Origin of the sequence: Mesosutterella porci (genome assembly GCF_022134585.1) — a bacterium.
Lineage (GTDB): Bacteria > Pseudomonadota > Gammaproteobacteria > Burkholderiales > Burkholderiaceae_F > Mesosutterella > Mesosutterella porci.
Map to the genome: position 1 here is coordinate 212900 of NZ_JAKNCT010000001.1, position 23615 is coordinate 236514.

Consider the following 23615-nt stretch of genomic DNA (forward strand, 5'->3'; position numbering starts at 1 on the left):
GGGGGGACGAAAGCGCTTTTTTAGCCAACCGGGAAAAGACGGGGATTGAAGGACACAGAGAGCCGGTAGAACAGGCAAAGGACCGGGAAGAGCCAGTCCGAAGCCCCTGCCGGGGGAGGGCCCGCCGCGAAAAGGCCTCCGGCGGACCCAAAGCAGGCGGCCGCCCCCGCATTCGAGGCGGCTTCGCTCCTTTTACATCCAGGGCTTCTGCGCCGCGGCCTGCTGGCCCGCGATGCGGCCGTAGATCAGGGCGTCTGCCGTGCCGCAAGAGCCCAGGCGCACCGCGCCGTGGACGCCGCCCGTCGCCTCGCCCGCCGCGTAAAGACCCGGAATGAGCCGCCCCATGACGTGGTAGACCTGAGCCTTGTTGTTCGTGTAGAGCCCGCCCATGCAGTGGTGGACCTTGGGCGACATCCGGGCCACGTACCAGGGCCCCTGGCCCAGGGGCTTCGCCTTCGCGTTGACAGGCCGCCCCATGGGATCGCGCCGGGTCTTCACCGTCTCGTTCATCTCATCAACCGTCTTCTTCAGAGCATCGAGCGGCACCTTCCGGGCCCGCGCGAGGTCCTCGAGCGTGTCGTACTTGAAGACGCAGCCGCGCTGCAGCTCCTTCTGAAGCATGCCGGGGCGGATTTCGGCAAAGCTCGCCGCAGTTCCCGCGTCCCCGATCGCGAGGCAGTCGTGCCCCTGGGAGAGGCGCTCGAGGATGGCCAGCGACCTCACCTTGCGGTTAGCCAGCTCGTTCACGAACCGCCGCCCCGTGACGGCGTCGATCCAGACGCCGAACATCGACACGTGCCCCGACCAGGCGAATCCGATGCCGAAGCCCTTCTCGTCCGGAGAGGTCTGGGGCAGGATCTGGATCTGGTCGTTCTGGATCATCTGAGCGCCGATGTCCATCGCAGCGCGCCACGAATCCCCCGTGGCCCCGGGCTGGTTGGTGCTCTGGAACTTTTCCGTGAGCTTCGGGTCGTACATCTGGCGGAAAGCCGGGTCGGCGGCGAAACCTCCGTAGGCGAGCACGACGGCCCGCCGGGCGGCGATGCAGCGCACCCGCCCGGAATTCCGGTCGGGGAAGCGGTAGCCCTCGCGGACCCGCAGCCCCACGACGCGCCCCGAGGGGTCGACGATGATCGACTCCATCATCGCGCGCAGCCGCGGCTTCACGCCAAGCTTCTCGAGCGCCGCCAGCTCCTTCGTGACGATCTCGGAGCCCGAGCCGTTCGCGGTGAAGAGGCTTCTCGGGACGCTGTGCCCGCCTTCCTGCTTGATGTTCTTGCTCTGGAACTTCACGCCGATCTCGTCCACAGCCCAGTGGTAGGTCGGAAGGGCCTGCTCGCAGAGCGTGCGGACCTTCTCGACGTGGTTGAGGCCGTTGCCCGCCCGCATCATGTCCTTTTCCATGAGCTCGGGCGAGTCCTTGATGCCGAGCTTCTTCTGCTCGGGAGAGCCGGGAACCGCGAAAATGCCGCCGTTGATGATGGAGTTGCCCCCGGGCGTTCTCATTTTCTCGAGGATGAGCACGTCGCTGCCCGCCTTCTTCGCCTCATAGGCCGCCGCAAGACCCGCGAACCCCGAGCCCACGACGATCACGTCACGGACCTCGTCCCATTTTTCAGGCACCGCCGTGACGGCCGCAGCCCCGAGCGGGAAGGTTCCGGCCGCAGCCGCAAGAGCGCTCCAGGCGAGCAGCCGCCGCCTGGACAATCTGAGTTCCGACATGTCTTTCTCTCCTTTTTTGTGCAAAAAGCTTTTTATCCCCCGGGAAGCGCGGCCCGGGGGGCTCACCGGCCACTTTAAGCGCTGCGGGGCCCGGAGGGCCTGCCGCGGAGGTCAAACTTCTTTGACCGGATGGTCAACACGTCAGAGCTTCGACTCGTCAAGGCCCAGGAGCTCGAAGCCCCTCCGGCGGCGCTCCTCGATCTCACGGGTGGCGCGCCTCGCGTACCAGGCGGCGAAGCGCCCGACGGGCGAGTCCGCGTCGTCCGCCTCGCGGGTGACGACGCTGTAGTACCAGAAGTCCCGGTGCCAGCCGCTCAGCACCTGCACGAGCCCGCCTGAGCGGATTTCCTCCAGCGCCATCCCGAGCGGCAGGTCGAGCGTGATCCCGTAGCCCTTCACGACCGCGTCCTTGATGTTGAGCATGTCGGTGTGGCGCACCATGTGCTTCCAGAAGACGAGCCGCCGCTTGGTGCCGCGCACCAGGTGGTCGGAGGCGGGGAAGCCCTCGCCGCACTTCACGATCCCGGTGTGGGAGACGAGCTCCTCGGGACTGCGGGGCAGGCCCTGCCGGGCGATGTAGCGCGGAGCGGCCAGCGGCATCGTGAACCCCGTCATCGCCGGGTAGACGGCAAGGCCGGGCTCGCGCGGGATGCAGGGCAGGAAGGCGACGTCCACCCTCCCCGCGAGCACGTCGCCCGCCCCCGCGTTCACCGAAGCCTCGATCGTCACATCCGGGGCCACCTCGGCGTACTCCGCGATCTGGCGGTTGAGATAGAAGCGCCCGATCCCCACGGGCGTGGAGAGCCGGATCACCCGCCGCCCGCCTTCAGGGCTGAGGGCAAACCGCTCAAAGCCGTCCCACTGGGCGAGCAGCGGCCGCAGCCTTGAGATCACGGCCCGGCCTTCCGGGGTGGGGACGATGGGCCGGACCGTGCGGTCAAGAAGCCTCACGCCCAGGTCGCGCTCGAGCGCGGCGACCGTGCGGCTCACGTAGGCCGCGTCCGCATCGAGCTCGAGCGAGGCCCGGCTCACGCTGCCGCAGTCTGCGACGCGAAGGAAAATCCGCCAGGGGCGAAGGGAGCTGAAGGGGTCTGTCATGGTGGATGGGATGCGCCTGAAGGCCTTCCCGCAAAAAAGGGGAAGGAAGAGAAGTCCGTTCCGGCGATCTTAACGCGGGGGACGGGGCCGAAGCGTCCTTTTTTCCTTTACGCCGCCCCTGATGCGGCCCCGCCCCTTTTTCGGCTCCCCGGCGCTTAAAGGCGCAGCCTCTGCCCCGCCTCGCGCACTCGCTCGAGGAAAAGAGCGTGGATGCGGGAGTCGCGCCCGAGCTCGGGATGGAAGGCGAGCCCAATCTGGTTTCCGAAAGCGACGGCCGCGATCCGGCCCTCCACCTCAGCCAGCGTTTCCACCCCGGGCCCCGTCGACACCACCACGGGGGCGCGTATGAAGATCATTTCGACGTTTCCAAGCCCCTTGAAGGGAGCCGTCGCCGTAAAGCTCCCGAGCTGCCGGCCGTAGGCGTTCCTGCGGACCGCCACGGGCAGCGTCCCGAACCACACGGCAGGGTCGTTCTCAAGCCTGCGGGCGAGGAGGATGAGCCCCGCGCAGGTCGCAAGCACCGGCAGGCCCGAGGAGACCGCCGCCTTGAGCGGCTCCATCATCCCGAGCTCCGTGAGGAGCTTGCCCTGCACGGTGCTCTCGCCTCCGGGCAGCACCAGGCCTTCGATCCCCTCGAGGTCTTTTCTCTCGCGCAACTCCACGGGCTGCGCCCCCAGGCCGCGCAGCACCGCCTCGTGCTCCGCAAAGGCCCCCTGAACCGCCAAAACGCCGATTTTCGACATCAGATGCCCCGCTTCTCCATGATGAGCTTGATCTCGTTCTCGTTGATGCCCACCATCGCCTCGCCCAGATTCTTGGAGAGCTCGGCGATCATCTTCGCGTCGGTGTAGTTCGTGACCGCCTTCACGATCGCCGCGGCGCGCTTGGCGGGGTTTCCGGACTTGAAAATGCCCGAGCCCACGAAGACGCCCTCGGCCCCGAGCTGCATCATGAGCGCCGCGTCGGCCGGGGTGGCGATGCCGCCGGCGGCGAAATTGACCACCGGCAGCCTTCCCTTCTCGTGGACGCTGCGCAGCAGCTCCACGGGCACCTGCAGCGCCTTGGCCGCCTCGAAGAGCTCGTCCTCGCGCATGGAGACCACACGGCCGATCTCGGAGTTCATCTTCCTCATGTGGCGCACGGCCTGGATCACGTCGCCGGTGCCGGGCTCTCCCTTCGTGCGGATCATGGAGGCGCCCTCGGCGATCCTGCGCAGCGCCTCGCCCAGATCCCTCGCCCCGCAGACGAAAGGCACGCGGAACTTCGTCTTGTCGATGTGGTAGGTGTCGTCGGCAGGCGAGAGCACCTCGGACTCGTCGATGTAGTCAATCTCGATCGCCTCGAGCACCTGGGCCTCGACGAAATGTCCGATGCGGCACTTCGCCATCACCGGGATCGAGACCGCCTTCTGGATGCCCTCGATCATGGCCGGGTCGCTCATGCGCGACACGCCGCCCGCGGCCCGGATGTCAGCCGGAATGCGCTCGAGTGCCATCACGGCGCACGCCCCGGCGTCCTCGGCGATCTTCGCCTGCTCGGGGGTCGTCACGTCCATGATCACGCCGCCCTTGAGCATCTGGGCGAGCCCGCGGTTCAGTTCAATGCGATTCTGCTCCATGACTTTCCTTCTTTAAAAAAATGAAAAAACTGACGATGAGGAAAATCCTAGGCGCACTCTGGCTATATTAAAATACTCAAAAAATATATTTTTAAAATGCCAGAAGAGGATGCGAAAGCCCCATGCTCACCTACAGCCTTGAGGGACAGGAGGGGCCGCTGTACGAGCGGCTCTACCGCGCCATCAAAAAGGACATTGAAGCCGGGACGCTCGCGGCCGGGGAGCGGCTGCCCTCGAAGCGCAGCTTCGCGCGCAACCTGGGCGTGAGCACCATCACGGTCGAAGGGGCTTATCGCCAGCTTGCGCTCGAAGGCTATATCCACTCCGAGCCGAAGCGCGGCTACTTCGTGGAGCCGCGGCTGCGGGTTAGGCCGCGCCCGGCCCTGCAACCCGCGCCTCCGCCCCCCGCCCGGCACCGTGCGAACCGCCCCTGGCGCATCGAGCTCTCGGGCAACCACACGGACCCCGACTGCTTTCCCTTTTCCGTCTGGTCGCGTCTCATGCGCGAGACCGTCTCGGACCGCAGGTCCTTCCTGTCGCGCCCGCCCGCGGCCGGGGCTCCGGAACTGCGCGAGGCGATCGCCTCGCACCTCGCCGCGTTCCGCGGCATGACGGTCTCGCCCTCCCAGATCGTTGTGGGCGCGGGCTCGGAGAGCCTCTACGTCCGGCTCGTGCAGCTTCTGGGCCGCAGCCGCCGGATCTGCCTCGAGGACCCCGGCTACCGGACGCTTGAGCGCGTCTACGCGAGCCTCGGGATCACCTGCGCCTGCGCAGGCCTCGACGAGGCGGGCATGAAGGTCTCGGATCTGCGCGCGAGCGGCGCGGATACCGCCCACACGAGCCCGGCGCACCAGTTCCCGACCGGCATCACTATGCCCGCCGCGCGCCGCTACGAGCTGCTCGCCTGGGCGAGCGAGCGCCCCGGGCGGCTCATCATCGAGGACGACTACGACAGCGAGTTCAGGCTCGAGGGGCGGCCCGTTCCGCCGCTGCAGAGCCTGGACAGCGAGGGCCGGGTGATCTACCTCAACACCTTCACGAAGTCGCTCGCGAGCACGGTGCGGCTCGCCTACATGGTGCTTCCGCCCGAGCTTGCCGAGCGGTTCGAGGAAAAGATGCGCTTTTCGGCCTGCCCGGTCTCCAACTTCGAGCAGTACGCGCTCGCAAAGTTCATCTCGAGGGGCTACTTCGAAAAGCACATCAACCGGATGCGAAGCCTCTACAGCAGGCGGCGCGAAGCGGTGCTGCGCGCCTTCGCGGAAAGCCCGCTCGCCGGCCGGTGCGAGACGATCGAAAACCGCTCGGGGCTGCATTTCCTGATCAGGCTCAAGACCGCCCGCAGCGACGGGGAGATCGTCCGCGCGCTAGAGGCGCAGGGGATCCACCTTGCGCCGCTTTCCTCGTTCTCTTCGGGGCGCGAGCCCGCGCCGCCCCACACCTTCCTTTTCTGCTACTCGAACATCAGGCTCGAGACCCTGCCCGAAGCACTCGCGGCGATAGCGCGCTCCCTGGGGCCCGGGCCGCAGGCGGAGAGGCCGCTCTGAATACTACCCCTTCGGATCTACCTCTGTCACCGGAAATCCCGGGCGCTCTCTTTTTTAATCCGTCCCCTTATTCATTATTTTGTTTATTCAATAAACAAAAACAGGCCTTATTCTGCATTTTTTGAATCTATTTTGTTTATAAAAGGGCCATACCTCCTTTCGCAACACTGATTACCTATATCCTCAGTGCCATAGATTTTGGAACTTCGGAGAGAAAGAATGCATCCTGACCTTCCGCCCCGGCGGATTACGCATTCTTCAGGGAAAAGAAATGAGACTTCATCTGCTTCTCAGCGCCGCGGTGCTCGCCGCCGCGATCAGTCTTTCGGGCTGCTCGAAGGACGAGGCTGCGGCCGGAGCGGATAAAAACGAAATCCGCTACGCGAGCATGAAGGACATCCGCGACATCAACCCGCATCTTTACTCGGGCGAGATGGCCGCGCAGAACATGCTCTTCGAGTCGCTCGTGATCGACACCCCGGAAGGCGTCAAGCCGTGGCTCGCCGAGTCCTGGAGCATTTCGCCCGACGGCCGGGTCTACACGTTCCGCCTGAGGCAGGGCGTGAAGTACAGCGACGGCGAGCCCTTCACCGCCGAGTCCGTGAAGAAGAACTTCGACGCGGTGATCAGCAACAAAATCCGCCACGCCTGGCTCGACATGGTGAACGAGATCGACAAGACCGAGGCGCCCGACCCCCGCACGTTCCGGCTCACGCTGAAGCACCCCTACTACCCGACCCTGATCGAGCTCGGGCTCACGCGGCCCTTCCGCTTCATTTCCCCCAGATGCATGAAGGACGGCGAAACGAAAAACGGCGTCACCTGCCTCGCGGGCACCGGCCCCTGGGTGCTTGCCGAGCACAAGGACAACCAGTACGCGCTTTTCAAGCAGAACCCCTCTTACTGGGGTGAAAAGCCGAAGGCGCAGAGCGTGCGCTGGAGAGTGATGCCCGACGCGCAGACGCTGCTGCTCGCCCTGCAGAAAAACGAGATCGACCTCATTTTCGGCGCCGACGGCGACCAGATCAACCTTGACGCCTTCGAAAAGCTGAAGAAGGAAGGCCGCTACGTGACCGAGATCTCCCGCCCGATCGCCTCCCGCGCGATCCTGCTCAACGCTCACCAGCCGGTCACGAAGGATCCCGTCATCCGCGAAGCGATCCAGCACGCGGTAAACAAGAAGTCAATCATCGAAGGGATCCTGAACGGCACCGAAACGGCGGCCGACACCCTGATGTCGCCCAGCGTCCAGTACTGCGACGCGGGGCTCAGGCCCCGCGCCTACGACCCGGCCGCCTCCGAGGCGATGCTCGAAAAGGACGGCTGGAAAAAGGGCGCGGACGGCATCCGCGTGAAGAACGGCCGCCGCTGCTCGGTCACCCTCTACTTCAACTCCAGGAACGCCCAGGAAAAGACGATTTCCGAGTCCGTCCAGAGCGACCTGAAGAAAATCGGCATCGAGCTCAAGATCGTGGGCGAAGAAAAGCAGGCCTTCCTCGACCGCCAGAGGTCCGGGAACTTCGACCTGCAGTACTCGCTCTCCTGGGGCACGCCCTACGATCCCCAGAGCTACATTTCCTCCTGGCGCATTCCGGCCCACGGCGACTACCAGGCCCAGGTGGGGCTGCCGCGCAAGGCCTGGCTCGACAGGCAGATCACGGCCCTCATGATCGAGCCCTCGGAGGCGAAGCGCCGCGCAATGTACAGGGAGGTGCTCACCTACGTGCACGACAGCGGCGTCTACGTTCCGATCTCCTACTCGCGCACGAAAGCCGTACACAATCCGCTTTTGAAGGGCGTAGGCTTCAGTCTCTCACAGTACGAGATCCCGTTTGAGAAAATGTACTTCGAGAAGCAGAAAAGGTAACATCCCCGTCTTTCATCCCGCCGCCGGGCGCTTTTAAAAAAGCCCCGGGGCTTTGACAAGGAGTCCGAAACAGAGAGCATGGGCGCGTACGTTTTGCGAAGGCTGCTGCACATGGTGCCAATCCTTCTTGGCATCACCTTCATCGCCTTCATCCTGATCAGCCTTTCGCCCTCGGACCCCGCCGAAGTGGCGCTGCGGCTGAACGACGTCGAAATCACCCCCGAGGTCCTCGAGCACACTAGGCACGAGCTCGGGCTCGACCGGCCGATTCTCGAGCGCTACGCGAGCTGGCTCGGCGCGGCGCTGCAGGGCGATTTCGGCCGGCGCTACAGCGACGGGCACCTCGTGTCCGCGGAAATCGCAGCCGCCTTCCCCGCGACGCTGGAACTCGCCCTTGCCGCCCTCGCCATCATCGTCGCGGCCTCGGCCGCGGGCGGGTGGCTCTGCGCGAAGTACGAGGGTCGGGCGCTCGACCACTTCATCCGCGCCACTCTCTTTGCCTCCACCTCGATGCCCTCCTTCTGGGCGGGGCTGCTCTTCATGTGGCTCTTTTCCGTGAAGCTCGGGTGGCTGCCCACCTCCGGGATGGAGGGCCGCGGCTCCGTCATCCTGCCCGCGGTCACGCTGTCGCTGGCCTACATCGGCACCTACACGAGGCTCATCCGCGCCAACCTGATCGCGAACAAGACCGAGGGCTACGTGCTCTGGGAGCGCGCCATGGGGCTGCCCGCGCGCCGCATTGGGCTGCACATGCTGAAAAACTCGCTTCAGAGCTCGATCACGGCGCTCGGCATGAGCATCGCCAAACTCTTCGCCGGAGCTTTTGTCGTCGAGTCGATCTTCGCCTGGCCGGGGCTCGGACGGCTCGCTGTCACCGCGATCTTCAACCGCGACTACCCGGTGGTGCAGGCCTACGTGCTCATCATGGCCGTGATGTTCGTGGGCCTTAATTTTCTCTCCGACCTCATCAACGCCTGGCTTGATCCCAGGCAGCGCGAGGGGGACTGACCCCATGGCACCCGCCTACCGGAAAATCCTGAGCAGTCCCTCGGCAATGGCCTGCATCGGGTTTCTCGCCTTCCTCTCCCTTCTCGGCCTTCTCGCCCCGGTGCTGCCGCTGCAAAGCCCGACAGAGGTGAACCTCGCCCAAAAGCTCGCTCCCTGGGGGGCCGGACACCTTTTCGGCACGGATCAGCTCGGGCGCGACGTCCTCTCACGCCTGATTTTTGGAATCCGCACCACGCTCTTCTGGTCGCTCGCGGCCATGGCGGGCACGCTCGCCGCGGGAGCCCTTTACGGAGCCGCCTCCGCTTTTTTCCGCGGCCGTACGGACTCCGTCATGATGCGGATCTGCGACGTCTTCATGTCGTTTCCAAGCGAAGTGCTCACGCTCGCGATCGTGGGCCTCATGGGCCCGGGCATCATGAACATGGTCCTCGCCTGCATCCTCGCCAAGTGGGCCTGGTATGCCCGCATGACCCGCGGGATCGTACGCCGCTACACCTCCTGCGGCTACACCGACTTCGCCCGCGTGGCGGGCGCGAGGCCGCTCGCGATCATCACCGGACACCTCCTGCCCGGGGCGGCCGGGGAGCTGCTCGTGCTCTGCACGGTGGACGCGGGCAGCGTGATCCTGCTCATCTCGACGCTGTCGTTTCTCGGACTCGGGGTTCAGCCGCCCGATCCCGAGTGGGGCATGATGCTCGCCGAAGCGAAGGAGGTGCTCTCGCTCTACCCCTGGCAGATGGTGCCCCCGGGCCTGACCGTGATGGCGACGGTGGCCGCCTTCAACTATCTGGGAGACGCGCTTCGCGATGCGCTCGATCCGAAGCATGCCGTAGGAGGGACCTCTCATGACGCTGCTTGAAGTCCGGGGCCTCGGCGTCGCGCTCGAGCGCTCGGGCCGGCCGCTCGTCCAGGACGTTTCCTTTGATCTCTCCGAGCACGAATGCCTGGGCGTCGTGGGCGAAAGCGGCAGCGGCAAGTCGCTCGCGTCGCTTGCGCTTCTGGGACTGCTGCCCGCAGGGCTCCGCGCCTCGGGCCGCGCCCGGTTCGAGGGGCGGGAGATCCTCGAGGCGCCTGCCGCCGCGCGCGCGGCCCTGCGCGGCAAGGTATTCGGCTACATCCCGCAGCAGGCCTCCGGAGCGTTCGACCCCCTCACCCGCGTGGGCCCGCAGCTTCTCGAGGCGGCGCGCTTCGCCTTTCCGGACAAAACCGAAGCGGAGCTGCGCGAGGAGGCCGAGGCGCTGCTTTCACGCCTGAAGTTCAGGCGTCCCCGGGAAACGCTCGCGCACTATCCCTTCGAGCTTTCGGGCGGCATGGCCCAGCGCGCGCTCATCGCCGCGGCGCTGCTGCTACACCCGCGCGTTCTCGTCGCCGACGAGCCCACCTCGGCGCTTGACGCCGTGAGCCAGAAGAGCGTGATCGACATCCTCGGGCGCATCCGCGGGGAAACCGGCTGCGCGCTCGTCTTCATCTCCCACGACCTCGCGGCAGTCCAGGCGCTCGCCGGCCGGATAATCGTCATGGAAAAAGGCAGAGTCGTGGAGTCGGGCGGCGTCGAGCTCTTCCACCATCCCTCGCACCCCTATACACGGCGGCTTGTCGAAACCCGGCAGGCCCTGTCGCGGCATTTCCTGGAGGCCCTGCGATGAGCGCCTTCCTCAAGGTCTCGCACCTCGCCAAGTCCCGGAGACTGCCCGGGGGCTTTTTTTCCACACGACGCCGCCCGGTGCTCAAAGACGTGAGCTTTGAGATCGGCCGGGGCGAGGCCCTCGCGTTTCTCGGCCCCTCGGGAGAGGGCAAGAGCACCATCTCCCGGATCCTGCTTGGGCTCGAGGAGCCTGACTCCGGCTCGATTCTGATCGAAGGGGTCGAAGCCGCGCGCTGGAGAAAGGACCACCCGGGAGAAATGAGTGCGGTCTTCCAGGACTACACCTCCTCGTCCGACCCGCGCTGGAGCGTCGGGCGCATCATCGCTGAGCCGCTGGCCGTGAGAGGCGAAAACGCGGATCAGGCCGTGCCCGGGCTCCTCGCCCGGGTGGGGCTGCCCGCGGAGCTCGCCCGGCGCCGGCCCCACGAGCTCTCGGGCGGGCAGATGCAGCGCGTCTGCATCGCCCGCGCGATCTCCACCCGTCCCCGCTTCATCGTCTTCGACGAGGCGGTGAGCTCGCTCGACGCCTCGGTGCAGGCCGACATCCTCGAACTGATCGCGGGCCTCAAGGGCGGCATGACCTTTCTCTTCATCACGCACGACATCCAGGCCGCTGCCTTCCTCTGCCCGAGGCTCCTTTTCCTCGAGGGCGGCACGATCGCGGAGTCGCTCACGCTCTCCGAGCTCAGGCACGCCCGCAGCCGCTGCGCCCAGGTGCTGATCGACTCGGCGCTGCCCTTCAAGTGACCGGCAAGCTCCTTTCCCACATAATCAGGCAAAGACCGCGTCGCTTTGCGCCGCCCCCGGGCCGCCTCCCCCAGACTTTCCGGAAAGAAAAAGGCAGGAAAGTGGCTCATGCATAGTGGCAGAACGGAATCCTCGCGGGGGAAGAGCCTGTTCAAGGCGCGCGGCAGCAGAGCTCCTGCCCGCTGCCGCCGCAGCTTTGGGCGGAAGAAAAGGCATAGTGCAGGAAGCAGCGGCAAAGGACGGCGGCTTCACGCACAACAGCGCAATCGGGGAGGCATTCCGGGACCGGACTCTTGAGCCCTATGCGGGGCTTCTCTTTCCCCCGGAAGGCTTTCAAAGCGGTCGCACGCTGGGCGGTCTGCGGCTTCTCTGGTATAGAGAAATCGATCCCGATGCGACGGCCGAGATCGTGGACACGATGGAAAACGCTTCGAATCAGGCGGGCCCGTATTCCTTGCCCTTTACTCCGAAGAGGACATCCGGCGCGCCCCCCGCAAAGCACTGCACCTCGCTCGTCTTTAATGAGATGATCAGCCCCGCAGCGGGGAGTTACCAGCGACGACCATCTATCATGAAAACACGGGGCTCTCGGGCGACGTGAACGGGCGCACCCCGCTCACCTGTGCGAACGTGGGCGACGAGGACTCGATCGCGGACCGGTGCGTGATGCGGCTGCGGATCGAAGCGATCCGCGCGCTGGGCATTCCGGCGGTCCTCCGGGTCTACCAGGGGCTGAGGCACGGCTTCGGACTGGACCGCTGCACGGCCGCGGAAGGCTGGATCGACGAGGCGGCCACCTTCTGGAAGAGGCCGCGCGGCAGGCAGCAGGCCCAGCAGAGCCCGGCCTCTATAATGAGCTGAGGCAACGCAGCACTATGTCCCATTTCGCGCCGGCCCTTCCGGGTCAGGCCTTTTTCTAAACAAGGAGAAGCGGATGGCTGAGCATCTTCTGAGAGAAGGCGCGGCGGATTTCGCCCGCAAAGTGTTCGATGACGTAAGAGAATTTTCGAAGGACCCGGTGATCGGCATCTCGCGCCAGGGCTACAGCGAGAAGGAGAACAAGGTCCACGAGTACGTGAAGGCCTGGGGCCGCAGCATGGGGCTCGAGGAGAAGGTGGACCGCTGCGGCAATCTTTTTCTCACGCTGCCCGGACGCGACCGGTCGCTGCCGTGCTACATGACGGGCTCGCACGGCGACAGCGTCCCGCAGGGTGGGCACTACGACGGACTCGCGGGCGTCGTGGCCGGCATGACCGTGATCTACTGGCTCAAGCGCCAGGGCGTGACGCTCCGGCGCGACCTCACCCTCGTCGTCTTCCGGATGGAGGAGAGCTCGTGGTTCGGCAAGGCCTACGTGGGGTCGCTTGCGATGACCGGACAGCTCACCCGCGCCGACCTCGCGCTGCGGCACCGCAGCAAGGACCAGACGCTCGCCGACGCAGTGCGCGAGGCGGGCTTTGACCCCGAGGACATGATAAAGACCGAGCCCTCGATCGACCTGTCGAGGATCGCCGCCTTCACGGAGCTGCACATCGAGCAGGGCCCGGCCCTCGACTCAAACCCGAAGGCGCGCGTGGGGATTGTGACCGGTATCCGCGGCAACCTCCGCCACAAGCTCTGCCGGTGCCTCGGCGTCACGGCCCACTCCGGGGCGGTCGACAAGCGCTACCGCCACGACGCGGTCATGGCCACCGCGGAGCTTCTGTCCCGGATGGACCGGCACTGGGACGCCTGGCTCGCGCGCGGCGAGGACCTTGTCTTCACCACCGGGGTGCTCAGCACCGCGAAGTCCGCGGCGATCTCCGTGATCCCGGGAGAGGTGAGCTTCACGCTCGACATCCGCAGCCTCTCGATGGACACGCTCCGGCGCTTCCTCGCGCTCTTTGAGGCCGAGGCGGCCGCCGTCGGGGCCGACCGGGGCGTGAAGTTCGAGTTCGACAAGACGCTCGCCACGCAGCCCTCGAAGCTTGACCCGGAGCTCGCCGCACACCTTGAGGAGTCGGCCCGCAGGACCGGAATCGCCGTGGTGCGGCTGCCGTCCGGCGCGGGCCACGACACGGCCGTGCTCTCGAACAAGGGCATCCCCGCCTCCATGATCTTCGTGGCGAACCAGGACGGCTCGCACAACCCCTATGAGAAGATGAAGCTCGAGGACTTCATGCTGGGGGTCGAGGTGCTCTACGCCTCGATCGCCTCCTACGACGACTAAGCACCGCGCTCGCCTCCTCCCCAAAGGCCCGGGCGCCGGATCTTTCCGGCCCGGGCTTTTCTGCGCTCCGGGTTTTTCATTGATATTTTTATTGTATTTTTCAAAAAGAGATTAATATACGGATATCCGCGTTTTCTCCCAATGAGGAATTCAAAATGGATGAAAAGCCAGACAACGCCCCATCCCCGCGCGGGGGAAGCCGCCCGGGGGCCGGGCGCAAGAAAGGCGGGGGGCAGCATCTGACCGAATCTCTCCAGGTGAGCGTCACCCCGGAGCAGAAAAAGGTCTTCACGGCACTCGGGGGCACCAAGTGGATCCGCTCAGTAATCGACCAAAGGCTCAACGCCCTGCCGCCCGGGGCGGCGAGGCTCTCGAGAAGCCCCTCGAGGCTTCGCATCCGGCTCATGGACTCGCCCGTGCAGGCGGGGTTTCCCTCGCCCGCGACCGACTACGTCCAGGACGAGATCGACCCGGTCTCGTTGCTCACCGAACACGCCGAGAGCACCTTTTTCCTGCGCACTAAGGGCGAATCCATGATCGGCGCGGGCATCTTCCCGGGCGACCTGCTGGTTGTTGACCGGGCGCTCGAGCCGCGCAGCGGCGACGTCGTGATCGCGAACGTGAACAACGAGTTCACAGTAAAGCGCTACTACCACAGAGGCGGAGTCCTGGAGCTGCGCCCCGAGAACCCGGAATACCCGGTGCTGCGGCCCCGGGAGGGCGACGAGTGGTCGATCGTGGGCGTGGTCACCCGCTCAGTGCACCCATTCCGAAAATGAAGGAGAAAAGGCCGCGGCCCGTCTTCGCGCTTGTCGACGCAAACTCGTTTTACGCCTCCTGCGAGCGGGTGTTCCGACCGGACCTCGCGAACCGGCCGATCGTGGTGCTCTCCAACAACGACGGGTGCGTCGTCACGCGCTCGGCGGAAGCCAAGAAAATGGGCATCAGAAACGGAACCCCGGCCTTCAGGCTCGCCGGCCTCATCCGCTCGGGGGCGCTGGTCGCCTTCTCCTCGAACTACGAGCTCTACGGCGACCTCTCGGCGCGGATGATGAGGACGGTGGCGGGGATGGTGCCGCGCATCGAGCCCTACTCGATCGACGAGTGCTTCGCCGACCTCACGGGGATGCCGGGTGATCTTGCGCCGCTGCTCGCGCAGATCAGGGCCCGGGTACTCAAGTGGATCGGGATCCCCACCTGCGTGTCCTGCGCACAGACCAAGACGCTCGCGAAGCTCGCCAACCACCTCGCGAAGACCTACCCGGCGCTCGGGGGAACGCTCGACTGGACGGCGCTTGCCGCCCCGCGGCGCGAAAAGGCGCTCTCGCTCGTGCCCGTGGGGGAGATCTGGGGCGTGGGAGGCCGCAACGTCGAGGCGCTGCGGCAGATGGGGGCCCGCACGGCGCTCGAATTTGCGAGGCTTCCCGCCTCGGCCGTGCGCCGCAGGTTCGGGGTCGTGCTCGCGCGCACCCATGCGGAGCTCAACGGCCTGCCCTGCATCGAGCTCGAAAGCGCCCCGCCGCCGCGCCGGCAGATCATGCGCTCGCGCTCCTTCGCCCGCCCGAGCGGCGAGTTCCAGGACGTGGCGGCAGCGCTTGCCTCGCACACCGCGGCCGCCTGCCGGCAGCTGCGCTCCCATGGGCTCGCCGCCCGCACCGTGAGCGTCTTTTTCCAAACCAATGTCTTCGACCCAAAGGCGAGGCAGTGCTTCGCGGAGCAAAGCTGCGGACTCTCGCGGCCTTCGGCCGACACGCTCGTGCTCACCGAGGCCGCGGTGAAGGCCGCGCGCCGGGCCTGGCGCAGGGGGTTCGCCTGGAAAAAGGCGGGCGTGATGCTCTCCGGGCTCGAGCCCGAGGGCGAGGCTCAGCCGGATCTCTTCGAGGCGGAGTCCGATGCGCGCTCGCGCCGCCTCATGACCACGCTCGACCGGCTCTCCGGACGCTACGGCCGCAGCGTACTGCAGACCGGCACCGAGAGAGCCTCGGACGAATGGGCCATGAGCCGCAGGCTCAAGTCGCCCTGCTACACCACGCGCCTTTCCGACCTTCCCCGGGTGAGTTAGGCCCCGGCCGCGATGCGCTTCTTCACGTCCCGCAGCGGCGGCTGGCCGAAGAGCCTCTTGTACTCGCGCACGAACTGCGTGGGGCTTTCGTAGCCCACCTCGTAGGCGGCGGAGGAGACGTTCGCGCGGCCGGCCATCAGGAGGCGCTGCGCCTCGTAGAGCCGCAGCCGCTTCACGTACTGCAGGGGCGAGAGCCCGGTGACCGACTTGAACTGGCGGCGGAAGGCCGAGGGCGACATGTGGACGCGCTCGGCAATCTCCTCGACCTTATGCTCGCGCGTGAAGCTGCCGCGCAGCCACGAGAGCGCCGTGTACACCGCGTGGCTGCGGGTGCCCGCGGTCAGCAGCGAGCGCAGCTGCGGGCCGCACTCCGAGCGGGTGAGCAGGTAGTGGATCTCCCGGCTGTAGATCGGGGCGAGCGCCCTGATGTCCCCGGGCCGCTCAATGAGCTCGAGAAGCCGCAGCGTCGCGTCAAGGAGCCGCTCCCCGGACTGGAAGACGAAAACGCCCGAGCCGACCGACAAAGGAGGAGGCTGCAGGTCTTCGGATCTCCCGAAATCGGCGAGCATCTGAGGGTCGAGCGCGAGGCTTGCCGCATAGAAGGGCCGCCCGGCGCTCGCCCCCACCGCGTGGAAGGTCGAGGGAACGGCCGCCCCGCACACGAGGCACTCGCCTTCGCGGTAGCGGTAGACGCGGTCGCCCACGGTCGTCATCTTCTCGCCCTGCACCACCACGGAAAAGGAGACGTAGCCCAGGCTGCTGCCCAGGGTGTTCGAGTTCTCCGCCCGGTAGACTGAAAGCCCCGGCACCGGCGAGGCTTTCGTCGCCACCGCTTCCGATCCGAAGTCCATGCGGCCGAGGATCTGCTGCATGGCGCGGATTTTCGGGCTCACGGCGCTCTCTGTCATGGCTTTCTCCCTCCTCCCCTAAAAGGCGCGGCCTTTCCTCCTGCGCTTCCCGGAAACGCGGGAAGGAGGAAAGAACCGATTCAATTGTGTTCATTTTAGGCAGAATTAATATGGGAAAGAAGCCTGAAACGATTCCATTTTTATCAAAAATGGCAAGCCTGAGCCCAGCCCGCGGGGATGACGGCCCGGAACGAGGCGCAGCAGCAGGAAAAGCCCCCTCTGGATTTTCAGGCAAATCTTCCTTCCAAAAGCACTCACCTTTTCCCCCCGGCCCGTCTATAGTTCATGTCTGTCACCCGGCGGGATCCGTCCCATCGAGTACCGGGACAGGCGGCGGATTCTGCTTCATGCATCCCGCACTGCGGCCCTTCAGTTGATAAAAGGAAAGAAAAACATGCATTCCTACAATCTTTACCTTCCCACGCGTCTCGTCTTCGGCGAAAACGCGATTGAAAAGCTCCCCGAGCTCACGAAGGGCTTCGGCAGGAAGGTTCTCATCGTCTACGGCGGCGGCAGCGTCAAAAGAAACGGGATCCTGGATCGCGCCAAAGAGCTGCTGAAAGACCGCGAGGTCTTCGAGCTCTCCGGAGTCGAGCCCAACCCCCGCATCACGACGATCCGCAAGGGCGTTGAACTCTGCAAGAAAGAAGGCATCGAGTGGTTGCTCCCGATCGGCGCGGGCAGCGTGATCGACTCCGCCAAGGCGATCGCGGCCGGCGCCTTCTACGAGGGCGACGCGTGGGACCTCGTGCTCGACTCCTCGAAGATCAAGAAGGCGCTCCCGATCTTCGTCGTCCTCACCAACGCCGCGACCGGCAGCGAATATGACGCGGGCGGCGTGATCTCCAACCTCGAGACCGACGAGAAGCTGCCCATCACGTCGCCGCTGCTCTTCCCCGTCGCCTCGATCATGGATCCCGCCTACACCTGCACGGTGCCCCCGAAGCACACCGCCGCGGGCGCGGCCGACATCTTCTCGCACACGATCGAGCAGTACATCGTGATGGACGGCAACATCCTCACCGACGCGATGTGCGAGGGGATGCTGAAGACCGTGATCGAGTGCACGCCGAAGGTTCTGAAAAACCCGAACGATCTCGACGCGCGCGGCCAGCTCATGATGGCGAGCTCCTTCGGCTGCTGCGGGCTGCTCTCGATCGGGCGCTCGCCCTCGCCCTGGCCCTGCCACGGCATTGAGCACGAAATCTCCGCCTGGCACGACATCACGCACGGCGAGGGGCTCGCCGTGATCACTCCGCACTGGATGCGCTGGAGCCTCACGGAAAAGACCGCTCCGCGGCTCGCGCAGTACGGCGTGCGGGTCTTCGGCCTGGACCCCGCGGCCCCCGCGATGGAAAACGCTGAAAAGGCGATCGAGAAGACGAGCGAGTTCTTCCGCTCGATCGGGATCCCGGCGACCCTGTCCGAGCTCGGCGTCACCGACGAGCACTTCGAAGCGATGGCCGATCACGTGATCAGCCACTGGCGGCCTCTTTCCGGGGCCTTCCGGCCGCTCGACCGCGAGGGGATCCTTGCGATCCTGCGCGCCTCGCTTTAAAAAGCGCCTGAAAGGAGCGCCCTTCGGGGCGCTGGCGCGGCGGCCGCAGAACCGGAGTTTCCAGCCCGGGAAGCGGCCGCCTTCTTTTTTGCCTTTTCCAGTCAAACTTTCAAAAAATTCACCAGAAGGTCATTTAAGGCAATTTTAAGCGCATAATCTGTTCTTTTTTAGGTTCTGAAGCGCATATATTGTTCACATCCGAAAGGATCGCGCACCACTTCAGGCGCATCGCAAAAAGAACCTAAAATGACACACAGCTTCTTCTCTTCCCGCCGCAGCCTCTTCAAGGCCGCCTGCGCTCTTGCCGCCGCAGGCCTGCCCGCGCTCGCCCAGGCCGCGTCCGGGCGTAGCATCGTCATTCTTTTCAGCCGCACGGGAAACACGGCGTTCCTGGCCGAAACAGTAGCGAAGGAAAAAGGGTTTCCGCTTCTGCGCCTGCAGCTGCAGAAGCCCTACGCCTCGAACTACAGCGACATGACAGACATCGCCCGCGACGAACTGCGCCGCGACGCGAGGCGAGAGATTTCAACCCGGATCCCGGATCTCTCCGGCTACAGCAACGTCTTCATCGCAACGCCGCTCTGGTGGGGGCATGCCTCGATCCCGATGAGAACTTTCCTCAAAGATCACCCTCTGGCCGGGAAGAACATTTTCCCGATCATCACCTCGGGGAGCTCCACCCCTGAGGACGTGGTGGCCGACATCCGGCACTTCTGCCCGAAGGCCAGCGTGCGCAAGGAATTCTGGGTGCCGGGCTCCCGCGCCGCGGGCTCGAGGAAAGAGCTCCTCGCCTGGCTCAAGGCTTCAGGCTTCTGAAGCGGGCAGCCTGCCATCCCCTCATTCTCTTTTTTGAAAAGGAAAAAACACAATGCATCCCTACAATCTTTACCTGCCCACACGGCTGGTCTTCGGCGAAAACGCGATTGAAAAGCTCCCCGAGCTCACGAAGGGCTTCGGCAGGAAGGTTCTCATCGTCTACGGCGGCGGCAGCGTCCGCCGCAACGGCATCCTCGAGCGGGCCCGGGAGGTTCTGAAAGACCGCGAGATCTTCGAGCTCTCCGGGGTCGAGCCCAACCCCCGCATCACGACGATCCGCAAGGGCGTCGAACTCTGCAAGAAAGAAGGCATCGACTTCCTGCTTCCGATCGGCGCGGGCAGCGTCATCGACTCCGCTAAGGCGATCGCGGCCGGCGCCTTCTACGAGGGCGACACGTGGGACCTCGTGCTCGACTCCTCGAAGATCAAAAAGGCGCTCCCGATCTTCGTCGTCCTCACCAACGCCGCGACCGGCAGCGAATACGACGACTCTGGCGTGATCTCCAACCTTGAGACCAACGAGAAGCTGCCCATTATGTCGCCGGTTCTTGCCCCGGTTGCTTCCGTGATGGATCCCGCCTACACCTGCACGGTGCCCCCGAAGCACACCGCCGCGGGCGCGGCCGACATTTTCTCGCACACGATCGAGCAGTACATCGTGATGGACGGCAACATCCTTACCGACGCGATGTGCGAAGGGATGCTCCGGACCGTGATCGAGTGTACGCCGAAGGTTCTGAAAAACCCGAACGATCTCGACGCGCGCGGACAGCTCATGATGGCGAGCTCCTTCGGCTGCTGCGGGCTGCTCTCGATCGGACGCACGCCTTCGGTCTGGCCCTGCCACGCGATCGAGCACGAGCTTTCCGCCTGGCATGACATCACGCACGGCGAGGGGCTGGCGGTGATCACCCCGCACTGGATGCGCTGGAGCCTCACGGAAAAGACCGCCCCGCGCCTTGCCCAGTACGGCGTGCGGATGTTCGGCCTGGACCCCAAGGCCCCCGTGATGGAAACTGCAGAAAAGGCGATCGAGAAGACGAGCGAGTTCTTCCGTTCGATCGGGATCCCCGCGACGCTCTCGGAGCTCGGCGTCACCGACGAGCACTTCAAAGAGATGGCCGACCACGTGATCAGCCACTGGTTCCCGCTTTCCGGCGCCTTCCGCCCGATCGACCGCGAGGGCATCCTCGCGATCCTGCGGGCTTCACTCTGATCCACGGGGGGAAAGTTCCATGAAACGCACTTTCCTCCGCGCGGCCGCGTTCACCGCAGCGGCTGCCTTCATTTCAGGAGCAGTCATGGCAGAAACCATCCAGATGCAGGCGGGCGGAAAAACTTATTCCATCGTCCTGCTGGACAACGACGCCGCCCGCAGCTTTGCCTCGCAGCTGCCGCTGAAGCTGCGGTTCGAAGACTACGGGCAGGTCGAGCGAATCGCTTACCTCAAGAAAAAGCTCTCGCTCGGCTCAGCGCCTCAATCCCATACGCCAAGGCGCGGCGAACTCAACTACTACGCCCCCTGGGGCGACATCTGCGCCTTCACCGGCCCCTTCAGGCACTCTCCCGGCCTGGTGCCCCTCGGGCGCATGGACGAGGACGCGATAGAGGCGATCCGCGGCAGCGCAAGCACCGAAGTCCTGTTCAGGAAACCCTGACTGTCCGTTTCCCGCTCCCCGATGGGGAGCGGGCCCACTCTTGTCCGACTCATGCCGCCGCTCAGGCTTTCGCCCTGCGCGGCAAAGGGAGGCCTTGACCTCTTTCCAGCTTTTTTTAACGGAGTCCCCAGAAATGAAAAAATCTCAGCGTTTTGTGAAAACCCTTCAAAAGCTGGCCGCAGGCATTGCGGCTGCGGGCTGCGCCGCCGCGGCTTTCGCGGCCCCGGCCGACGGCGGCTGGTTCGCGCCGCTGCCCGCGGTGCTGCCCGCGCCGCAGCACGCAGACCACGGAGCCGACAACTTCTACAAAAGCACCCGGCTCAACAGCGAGAACGTGACTTTCCGCACGCAGTTCGACACTACGGTGTCCGGCGTGCTGTTCACGCCGCGCACGATGCGGCCGGGTGAAAAGCTACCGGCCATCGTCGTCGGTCACCCCATGGGGGCCGTCAAGGAACAGTCGGCCGCCCTGTACGCGCAGAAGATGGCCGAGCAGGGGTTTGTCACTCTCGCCATCGACCTGCCTTTCTGGGGCTCGAGCAGCGGCACTCCCCGCAACAGCGTCCTGCCCGACCTTTACTCGGAGGCCTTTATGGCCGCCGTTGACTTCCTGGGCACCCGAAGCTTCGTGGAGCGCGAGAAAATCGGCGGCATCGGCATCTGCGGCAGCGGCTCCTTCCTGATAAGCGCCGCGAAGATCGATCCCCGCATCAAGGCCGTCGCCACCGTGTCCATGTACAACATGGGAGAAGTGAACCGCACCGGGCTCGGCCACAGCCAGAGCCTTGAGCAGAGGAAAGCCTATCTCCGGGAAGCGGCCGAAGCCCGCTATGCGGAATTTCTTGGCGCGAGCCACCGGCTTCTCGGCGGAACGACCCATACGCTCGACGCGAACACGGACCCGATCCAGCAGGAGTTCTACGATTTTTACAGAACCACCCGCGGGGCTGCCGCCGGCCGCGACCAGAACCTGAACACTACGACGCACCCGACCTTCACGAGCAACGTCAAGTTCATGAACTTCTATCCCTTCCAGGACATCGAAACCATCTCACCGCGCCCGCTACTTTTCATCACGGGCGACCAGGCCCACTCCCGGGAGTTCAGCGAGGAAGCCTTCCGCAGAGCCGCTCAGCCCAAGGAGCTCTACTACGTGCGGGGCGCGGGGCACGTGGATCTCTATGACAAGACGGACCTGATCCCGTTTGCAAAGCTCACGGCCTTCTTCAAGGCAAACCTGAAGTAAAACCGCCGGCCCCAGGCCGGGAGGAGACAACCATGATGCACAGCATTGCCCAACGGCAGAGAAGGGAGATGCTCCAGGCGCTTCTCGCCATGGGGCTTTCCGCTGTGGCTGCCCCGGCCGCGCGGGCAGCGCCCCTCCTCCGCCGGCAGCAACCGGCGGAGCGGAGTGCCGTCGGAAAATTCAACTTCCAGACCCGGAAGGTGCTTTTAAACAGTGGCTGAGACATGCCGGTCGTCGGGCTCGGGACCTACGCCCTCTCCGACCGGGAGTGCGAGGCCTCAATCAACGTCCTGCTCGAAGCTGGCGGAAGACTGATCGACACGGTCCATGCCTACGGCAACGAAGCCGCCGCCGGTCGCGCGGTGAGGCGCTCGTCCGCCCCCCGCGGCGACATCTTCGTCATCACAAAGATCTACCCCAGCCAGTTCAGCCATCCCGAACATGCGATCTAAGAAACCTTTAAAAAAAACGGGCTCGACTATATCGACATGATCCTGCTGCACCATCCCGGAGAGGGCAATGTCGCGGCCTGCAGAGCCCTTGAAAAAGAGGTGTCCGCCGGACGCGTTCGCTCCCTTGGGCTCTCAAACTGGTACGTGAAGGAACTGAAAAGCTTCCTGCCTCAGGTCAAAATCCGCCCTGCTCTCGTGCCGAAAGAAATCCATCCGTACTACCAGGAAAACGATGAGATCCCCTTCATCCAGCAGCAGGGCATCATCGTGCAGGGCTGGTATCCGCTCGGCGGACGGGGCTACGTGCACAAGCTGCTCGCCGACCCGGTCCTCACCGGGATCGCCGGAACCCACGGCGTCTCGGCCGCCCAGGTGGTGCTGCGCTGGAACCTGCAGAAAGGCGTCATCGTGATCCCGGGCTCGAACAAGCCCACTGAAATCCGTGAAAACCTGAATCTTTTCGGCTTTTCACTGAGCAGCGAAGAGATGAAGCGGATCCGGGGGCTCGACCGGGGCGGAAAGCACGACTGGTACTAAGGCGTCAGAGGGAAAAAGGCTGCACTGCAAAGGGCGCTCAAAGGCCGAAGCGCGGGCCGCGGCCTCCTCCGCCCTTCAAAAAGGGGCGAAGCGGAAAGTCACAGCAGGGCGTAGCTGCCGCCGCCCATCACCATGAGGGCGAGGGCCATGCCGACGTACAGATAGGGAATTTCAGCCACGAAGCCGCCAAAGGCATCACGCTTAAAAAGGCTGCTGCGGTAGGCTACGAAGAGGATTGTCAGGGTGTTGCCGAGAATGACGAAGGCCGCGAGCGGCGTCAGGATGCCAAGGATCAGCATGACGGGGGCGACGACTTCGCCCAGGTAGGCGCCGTAGGCCGCAAAGGCCGGAATGCCAAGCGGGGTGATCATCGACTTCACCGCGCCGACTCCGTGACGGACCTTGGCAGCCCCGTGCATCAGCAGGCAGATGCCCAGCGCGAGGCGAAGGAAAAGAAGCCCGAGGTCGGGATTGAAGTAGTGGAGCATATCGCTGTTCTCCTGAAAAGGGGGGCTCTGAGTGTGCGGAATGCGAGGCACCCCTCCGGGCGACTCCTGAAAAGGAAAGAGCCGGAGGATCCGCCGCCGGAGCCTATGACTGAGAGATCTCCCCGGCCAGGCGGGGATCCCGGAAATGAGATGTTAGTCTCAGGCCCAGCAAGCCGTGAGGCCCCGCCCCGATCTCAGGAGAGGAGGCTGCCCCGCGGAAACGCGGGATCGGGTAGAGAGTGACCTCACGGTCACTCCCTCCCACACCGCATTGCCCCAGTGAGGGTTGCGGACATGCCGTTCGGCATCCGGCGGTTTTCAAACGTAAGAGGCGGGCTTACTGCATCTTGATGACGCTGAAAAGCCCCATCCGCTTGAAGAAGCTGTTGTCGAACGCTTGCCGCATGTGGAGGGCTTTCGAATTCCACCACG

At 64.9% G+C, this 23615-nt stretch carries 22 protein-coding genes and 1 pseudogene; 17 read left to right on the plus strand and 6 right to left on the minus strand.

The window, feature by feature from the left end; translation table 11 throughout:
• Positions 1-192 precede the first annotated feature (192 nt).
• From MAF45_RS00995 to pdxS, 4 genes are all read right to left on the minus strand, one after another.
• Positions 193-1722, minus strand: coding sequence for a flavocytochrome c (locus MAF45_RS00995; protein WP_237977687.1), 1530 nt, complete (start codon positions 1720-1722; stop codon positions 193-195).
• A gap of 141 nt (positions 1723-1863) precedes the next feature.
• Positions 1864-2820, minus strand: a complete 957-nt coding sequence (locus tag MAF45_RS01000) for a LysR family transcriptional regulator (protein WP_237977688.1) — start codon at positions 2818-2820, stop codon at positions 1864-1866.
• A gap of 155 nt (positions 2821-2975) precedes the next feature.
• On the minus strand, positions 2976-3563 hold the full coding sequence (gene pdxT, locus MAF45_RS01005) for a pyridoxal 5'-phosphate synthase glutaminase subunit PdxT (RefSeq protein WP_237977689.1): 588 nt from the start codon (positions 3561-3563) through the stop codon (positions 2976-2978).
• Positions 3563-4438 carry a pyridoxal 5'-phosphate synthase lyase subunit PdxS gene (gene pdxS, locus MAF45_RS01010; protein WP_237977690.1) on the minus strand — a complete coding sequence of 292 codons (876 nt, stop codon included), beginning with the start codon at positions 4436-4438 and terminating at the stop codon, positions 3563-3565. Before pdxS ends, pdxT begins: the two co-directional genes overlap by 1 nt.
• Positions 4439-4560: 122 nt before the next feature.
• Here pdxS and pdxR point away from each other — a divergent pair, with 122 nt between their 5' ends.
• The 11 genes from pdxR (at position 4561) to MAF45_RS01065 (ending at position 15520) form a co-directional block, all read left to right on the plus strand.
• A complete protein-coding gene (gene pdxR, locus MAF45_RS01015) occupies positions 4561-5982 on the plus strand; it encodes a MocR-like pyridoxine biosynthesis transcription factor PdxR (RefSeq protein WP_237977691.1) in 1422 nt (473 codons plus the stop codon).
• A 271-nt stretch (positions 5983-6253) separates the two neighbouring features.
• A complete protein-coding gene (gene nikA, locus MAF45_RS01020; RefSeq protein WP_237977692.1) occupies positions 6254-7849 on the plus strand; it encodes a nickel ABC transporter substrate-binding protein in 1596 nt (531 codons plus the stop codon).
• A 78-nt stretch (positions 7850-7927) separates the two neighbouring features.
• Entirely contained in the window at positions 7928-8857 is a 930-nt protein-coding gene (gene opp1B, locus MAF45_RS01025; protein WP_237977693.1) for a nickel/cobalt ABC transporter permease, read from the plus strand.
• Positions 8858-8861: 4 nt separating this feature from the next.
• A complete protein-coding gene (locus tag MAF45_RS01030) occupies positions 8862-9716 on the plus strand; it encodes an ABC transporter permease (protein ID WP_237977694.1) in 855 nt (284 codons plus the stop codon).
• On the plus strand, positions 9703-10503 hold the full coding sequence (locus MAF45_RS01035) for an ATP-binding cassette domain-containing protein (protein WP_237977695.1): 801 nt from the start codon (positions 9703-9705) through the stop codon (positions 10501-10503). Before MAF45_RS01030 ends, MAF45_RS01035 begins: the two co-directional genes overlap by 14 nt.
• A complete protein-coding gene (locus tag MAF45_RS01040; RefSeq protein WP_237977696.1) occupies positions 10500-11249 on the plus strand; it encodes an ABC transporter ATP-binding protein in 750 nt (249 codons plus the stop codon). Before MAF45_RS01035 ends, MAF45_RS01040 begins: the two co-directional genes overlap by 4 nt.
• A 217-nt stretch (positions 11250-11466) precedes the next feature.
• Positions 11467-11850, plus strand: a complete 384-nt coding sequence (locus MAF45_RS01045; protein ID WP_237977697.1) for a hypothetical protein — start codon at positions 11467-11469, stop codon at positions 11848-11850.
• Positions 11847-12110, plus strand: a complete 264-nt coding sequence (locus tag MAF45_RS01050; RefSeq protein ID WP_237977698.1) for an alpha/beta hydrolase family protein — start codon at positions 11847-11849, stop codon at positions 12108-12110. Before MAF45_RS01045 ends, MAF45_RS01050 begins: the two co-directional genes overlap by 4 nt.
• A gap of 73 nt (positions 12111-12183) precedes the next feature.
• A complete protein-coding gene (locus MAF45_RS01055) occupies positions 12184-13458 on the plus strand; it encodes a Zn-dependent hydrolase (RefSeq protein ID WP_237977699.1) in 1275 nt (424 codons plus the stop codon).
• A gap of 155 nt (positions 13459-13613) precedes the next feature.
• A complete protein-coding gene (locus MAF45_RS01060; protein WP_237977700.1) occupies positions 13614-14237 on the plus strand; it encodes a LexA family protein in 624 nt (207 codons plus the stop codon).
• Positions 14234-15520, plus strand: coding sequence for a Y-family DNA polymerase (locus MAF45_RS01065; protein ID WP_237977701.1), 1287 nt, complete (start codon positions 14234-14236; stop codon positions 15518-15520). Before MAF45_RS01060 ends, MAF45_RS01065 begins: the two co-directional genes overlap by 4 nt.
• On the opposite strand, the gene MAF45_RS01070 is transcribed toward MAF45_RS01065, so the two are convergent.
• Entirely contained in the window at positions 15517-16428 is a 912-nt protein-coding gene (locus MAF45_RS01070) for an AraC family transcriptional regulator (protein WP_237977702.1), read from the minus strand. The two genes, MAF45_RS01065 and MAF45_RS01070, sit on opposite strands and share 4 nt — an antisense overlap.
• Before the next feature lie 394 nt (positions 16429-16822).
• On the opposite strand from MAF45_RS01070, the gene MAF45_RS01075 reads away from it, so the two are divergent.
• From MAF45_RS01075 to MAF45_RS01100, 6 genes and pseudogenes are all read left to right on the plus strand, one after another.
• Positions 16823-17986: an iron-containing alcohol dehydrogenase gene (locus MAF45_RS01075; protein WP_237977703.1), complete on the plus strand. Its 1164-nt coding sequence runs from the start codon at positions 16823-16825 to the stop codon at positions 17984-17986.
• Positions 17987-18232: 246 nt separating this feature from the next.
• Entirely contained in the window at positions 18233-18802 is a 570-nt protein-coding gene (locus tag MAF45_RS01080) for a flavodoxin (protein ID WP_237977704.1), read from the plus strand.
• A 52-nt stretch (positions 18803-18854) separates the two neighbouring features.
• Positions 18855-20018, plus strand: coding sequence for an iron-containing alcohol dehydrogenase (locus MAF45_RS01085; RefSeq protein WP_237977705.1), 1164 nt, complete (start codon positions 18855-18857; stop codon positions 20016-20018).
• 85 nt (positions 20019-20103) lie between these two features.
• On the plus strand, positions 20104-20460 hold the full coding sequence (locus MAF45_RS01090; protein ID WP_237977706.1) for a cyclophilin-like fold protein: 357 nt from the start codon (positions 20104-20106) through the stop codon (positions 20458-20460).
• 133 nt (positions 20461-20593) lie between these two features.
• A complete protein-coding gene (locus MAF45_RS01095) occupies positions 20594-21706 on the plus strand; it encodes an alpha/beta hydrolase (RefSeq protein ID WP_237977707.1) in 1113 nt (370 codons plus the stop codon).
• Positions 21707-21930: 224 nt separating this feature from the next.
• Positions 21931-22695, plus strand: a pseudogene (locus MAF45_RS01100) (aldo/keto reductase).
• Positions 22696-22793: 98 nt separating this feature from the next.
• On the opposite strand, the gene MAF45_RS01105 reads toward MAF45_RS01100, so the two are convergent.
• The gene (locus MAF45_RS01105) at positions 22794-23183 is read right to left on the minus strand and encodes a DoxX family protein (RefSeq protein ID WP_237977708.1); all 390 of its coding nucleotides are present in this window, start codon (positions 23181-23183) and stop codon (positions 22794-22796) included.
• Between the last annotated feature and the right edge of the window lie 432 nt (positions 23184-23615).

Coding starts and splice junctions, on each gene's coding strand:
- MAF45_RS00995 (WP_237977687.1), bottom strand. CDS start 1,722: ATGTCGGAACTCAGATTGTCCAGGCGGCGGCTGCTCGCCTGGAGCGCT.
- MAF45_RS01000 (WP_237977688.1), bottom strand. CDS start 2,820: ATGACAGACCCCTTCAGCTCCCTTCGCCCCTGGCGGATTTTCCTTCGC.
- pdxT (WP_237977689.1), bottom strand. CDS start 3,563: ATGTCGAAAATCGGCGTTTTGGCGGTTCAGGGGGCCTTTGCGGAGCAC.
- pdxS (WP_237977690.1), bottom strand. CDS start 4,438: ATGGAGCAGAATCGCATTGAACTGAACCGCGGGCTCGCCCAGATGCTC.
- pdxR (WP_237977691.1), top strand. CDS start 4,561: ATGCTCACCTACAGCCTTGAGGGACAGGAGGGGCCGCTGTACGAGCGG.
- nikA (WP_237977692.1), top strand. CDS start 6,254: ATGAGACTTCATCTGCTTCTCAGCGCCGCGGTGCTCGCCGCCGCGATC.
- opp1B (WP_237977693.1), top strand. CDS start 7,928: ATGGGCGCGTACGTTTTGCGAAGGCTGCTGCACATGGTGCCAATCCTT.
- MAF45_RS01030 (WP_237977694.1), top strand. CDS start 8,862: ATGGCACCCGCCTACCGGAAAATCCTGAGCAGTCCCTCGGCAATGGCC.
- MAF45_RS01035 (WP_237977695.1), top strand. CDS start 9,703: ATGACGCTGCTTGAAGTCCGGGGCCTCGGCGTCGCGCTCGAGCGCTCG.
- MAF45_RS01040 (WP_237977696.1), top strand. CDS start 10,500: ATGAGCGCCTTCCTCAAGGTCTCGCACCTCGCCAAGTCCCGGAGACTG.
- MAF45_RS01055 (WP_237977699.1), top strand. CDS start 12,184: ATGGCTGAGCATCTTCTGAGAGAAGGCGCGGCGGATTTCGCCCGCAAA.
- MAF45_RS01060 (WP_237977700.1), top strand. CDS start 13,614: ATGGATGAAAAGCCAGACAACGCCCCATCCCCGCGCGGGGGAAGCCGC.
- MAF45_RS01065 (WP_237977701.1), top strand. CDS start 14,234: ATGAAGGAGAAAAGGCCGCGGCCCGTCTTCGCGCTTGTCGACGCAAAC.
- MAF45_RS01070 (WP_237977702.1), bottom strand. CDS start 16,428: ATGACAGAGAGCGCCGTGAGCCCGAAAATCCGCGCCATGCAGCAGATC.
- MAF45_RS01075 (WP_237977703.1), top strand. CDS start 16,823: ATGCATTCCTACAATCTTTACCTTCCCACGCGTCTCGTCTTCGGCGAA.
- MAF45_RS01080 (WP_237977704.1), top strand. CDS start 18,233: ATGACACACAGCTTCTTCTCTTCCCGCCGCAGCCTCTTCAAGGCCGCC.
- MAF45_RS01085 (WP_237977705.1), top strand. CDS start 18,855: ATGCATCCCTACAATCTTTACCTGCCCACACGGCTGGTCTTCGGCGAA.
- MAF45_RS01090 (WP_237977706.1), top strand. CDS start 20,104: ATGGCAGAAACCATCCAGATGCAGGCGGGCGGAAAAACTTATTCCATC.
- MAF45_RS01095 (WP_237977707.1), top strand. CDS start 20,594: ATGAAAAAATCTCAGCGTTTTGTGAAAACCCTTCAAAAGCTGGCCGCA.
- MAF45_RS01105 (WP_237977708.1), bottom strand. CDS start 23,183: ATGCTCCACTACTTCAATCCCGACCTCGGGCTTCTTTTCCTTCGCCTC.